Annotated in this window: 3 protein-coding genes; all 3 read left to right on the top strand. The window is 36.5% G+C overall.

Going from position 1 to position 2,747, the window contains the following annotated elements:
* Positions 1 to 229: 229 nt before the first annotated feature.
* Genes AB1498_00890 through hisC form a run of 3 tightly spaced genes read left to right on the top strand, consistent with a single transcriptional unit; the run spans position 230 to position 2,518 of the window.
* On the top strand, positions 230 to 799 hold the full coding sequence (locus tag AB1498_00890; protein ID MEW6086858.1) for a methyl-accepting chemotaxis protein: 570 nt from the start codon (positions 230 to 232) through the stop codon (positions 797 to 799).
* 18 nt (positions 800 to 817) lie between these two features.
* A complete protein-coding gene (locus tag AB1498_00885; protein ID MEW6086857.1) occupies positions 818 to 1,381 on the top strand; it encodes a hypothetical protein in 564 nt (187 codons plus the stop codon).
* Between the two features lie 15 nt (positions 1,382 to 1,396).
* Positions 1,397 to 2,518: a histidinol-phosphate transaminase gene (hisC, locus tag AB1498_00880; protein MEW6086856.1), complete on the top strand. Its 1,122-nt coding sequence runs from the start codon at positions 1,397 to 1,399 to the stop codon at positions 2,516 to 2,518.
* Positions 2,519 to 2,747 lie beyond the last annotated feature (229 nt).

The following is a 2,747-nucleotide window of genomic DNA, read 5'->3' as shown; positions in this document are numbered from 1 at the left end:
GATTCCCGCTCGATTTGAACGGAGAAATTACATGTACAACCTGCCATGACCCGCATTTTGAAGGGGAGAAGGCGTCAAAAACCAAGAGACTGCGGCCGGGTTTTGCGTGTAATTTATGCCATCTTGTTTAACCTGAAATTGAAATAGCTAAAAAAAATTATAATATTTGTTTGCAATTGACAGGAATTTGTAATTATGGGATAATTTCTTTTGTTGGGGAGGGCTAAAAATGGAAGCAAAAACAAAACGCAGCAATTATTTTATTAAAAAAGCATTCCAGTTAAAATTTATTAGCATTTTTTTGGCTCTGATTATTATAGGAAGTTTGTTTCTTGGGTGGACAGTTTACCGCATGACAAATCAAGCCCTGGCGCGGACATTTTACCAGTCACATATACAAATCAGGTCTACATGGGAGATTATTTTCCCCGCGGTGGCAGTTGCCACGTTACTTGCTATTTTTATATCAGGGGCCGTTAGTACAATTATTGTTCTGGTTTTTTCGCATAAAATAGCAGGTCCGCTATACCGTTTTGAAAAAACTTTGGAGGAAATTGCCAAAGGAGACTTTACCATTAAAACAAAATTCCGCGAGACTGACGAGCTTGAACTGCTGGCTGATAAATTAAACCTTTTTACGAGTGAATTAAACACACGGCTAAATAATATCAAAGCGGGATTTGACAAACTTTCAGAATGTTTACAAAAATTAAATTATTTGGATGATTCCCCAAAAAATAAAGAAATCAAAAATAGCGTAGAAAATCTTAACAAAATTATCAACCAGTTTAAATTCTAAAAAACAGTATTTTCTTAAATGAAAAAAAATATTAAAAAATTAATATGTATAACTTTAATATTCATAGTTTCTTTTTATGCCGTCTTATTAAATCTTGCCCAAAAAAAGAATGAGGGTAATCCCCATAACCTCGCCGATAATCCGGAGAACTGTCTTTATTGTCATAACAAAACCAATATCCCCGCGGAAGAAGAAAAATTAAAAAATGTCCAGTCTACACATAAGTTTGAATTAGAAGCAAAAGACTGCAGTCAATGTCATATCCTGGATGATAACGCGAAGGCAAAAGAACCAAGATTTAAAAAAAGTATTCCTGAATTGTGCGGTAAACCATGCCATGACAGAGGGGCACTGGGTTTGAACCATCCCCTGGAAGTCGTTCCTGATTTTAAGGTGCCAAGCACACTGCCGCTTGAAAATGGAGAAATTACCTGCGGGACATGTCATAATCCGCATAACAACCCTGTAATAAAAACTAAATCTTTTTTTGGATGGAAAGAAGAAAAATCATATTTTTTAAGAATGGATAATTCTCACGGAGAACTATGCAGGGTATGCCATGCTGATTACCCAATTTTTTAAAATATAAATAAAAAAATGTTAAAAAAAGAATTAAAGTCCTTAGTCAGGCCAAGCCTTTTTAAAATATCTCCTTATGTTCCCGGTCGGCCAAAAGAAGAGATTTGCAAAGAATTTAATATGCCAAAAGAGGCTGTGATAAAAATGGCCTCTAATGAAAATGCTTTAGGCGCGCCTGGTTTTGTAATTAAGCAATTAAAGGCCTGCATGGAAGAAATATATTTGTATCCCGAAGGGAGCGGGAAAGAACTTTGCGGGAGGCTGGGACGTTTATGGGGACTTTCTCCGGATAATTTCATCCTTGGAAACGGGTGTGATGAAATTATTTCTATGGTTTGCGAAACCTTTTTGCGTCCCGGGGAAGAGGTAATTATTGGCAAACCCACATTTAGTTATTACGAAATTGCAAGTTTAATAGCTGATGCCAAATGTGTTTTTGTGCCGTTAAAGGACAGTAAATATGACCTGCCTGGAATACTGAAAAAAATTACCCCAAAAACAAAACTGGTTTTTATCTGCAATCCCAATAACCCAACAGGGACAATTGTAAGAAGGGAAGAAGTTTCAAAGTTCCTTCGGTTATTACCGGGGCATGTAATAACAGTTTTTGATGAAGCATACGCAGAATATGTGGATGATATAAATTTCCCCAATAGCGTTGAATATATAAGGAGCAAAATAAAAAAACATATTATTATTCTACGGACATTTTCTAAAGTATACAGCCTCGCAGGGTTGAGAATCGGATATGGCATTGCGAACAGTGAAATAATAAAACATCTTAATCTGGTAAGAAAACCGTTTAATGTTAACAGGCTGGCCCAGTGCGCGGCACTGCTCTCGCTGGAACATAAAGAATGGCTGGATAAATCACGGGAAATGGTTTTTAACGGAAGAAAATATCTTTATATGTCCCTGGATAAAATAGGACTGCGATACATTCCCACCCAGGCCAATTTTTTATTGATTGAATTGAACGCTGATGGAGAAGCTGTCTCTGATAAATTACTGGCCTATGGAATAATTGTCCGCCCGGCAAATAGTTTTGGGCTGCCAAATTTTATCAGGGTAACTATAGGAACAGAAAAACATAATAAATTGTTCATCAAGATTCTAAAGAAGATCTGCAGATATGGTTAAGTTGTTTCATAACTGGTCATTGATTTAAGCAAGTCGAGGTTCCTTTTGGAAGCGAAATCCTTTGGGTTAAGTTTTACAGCAATCGTAAACTCATGTATAGCATTTTCACAGAACTTTGACACCTCGAAAATAAATTTCTTTATTTGATAAGTAATTAGCTGATTTCAGGCAGACGTAGGCACTACGTTTTCTTTTAGGGAAGAAATAATTTTGGGCGGGATTGCGCAGC

The organism is bacterium (assembly GCA_040754625.1).
In the GTDB taxonomy this organism is placed as follows: Bacteria; JACRDZ01; JAQUKH01; order JAQUKH01; family JAQUKH01; genus JAQUKH01.
The sequence above is the reverse complement of the archived record's forward strand: the minus strand, read 5'-3'. Positions and strand labels throughout refer to the sequence as shown.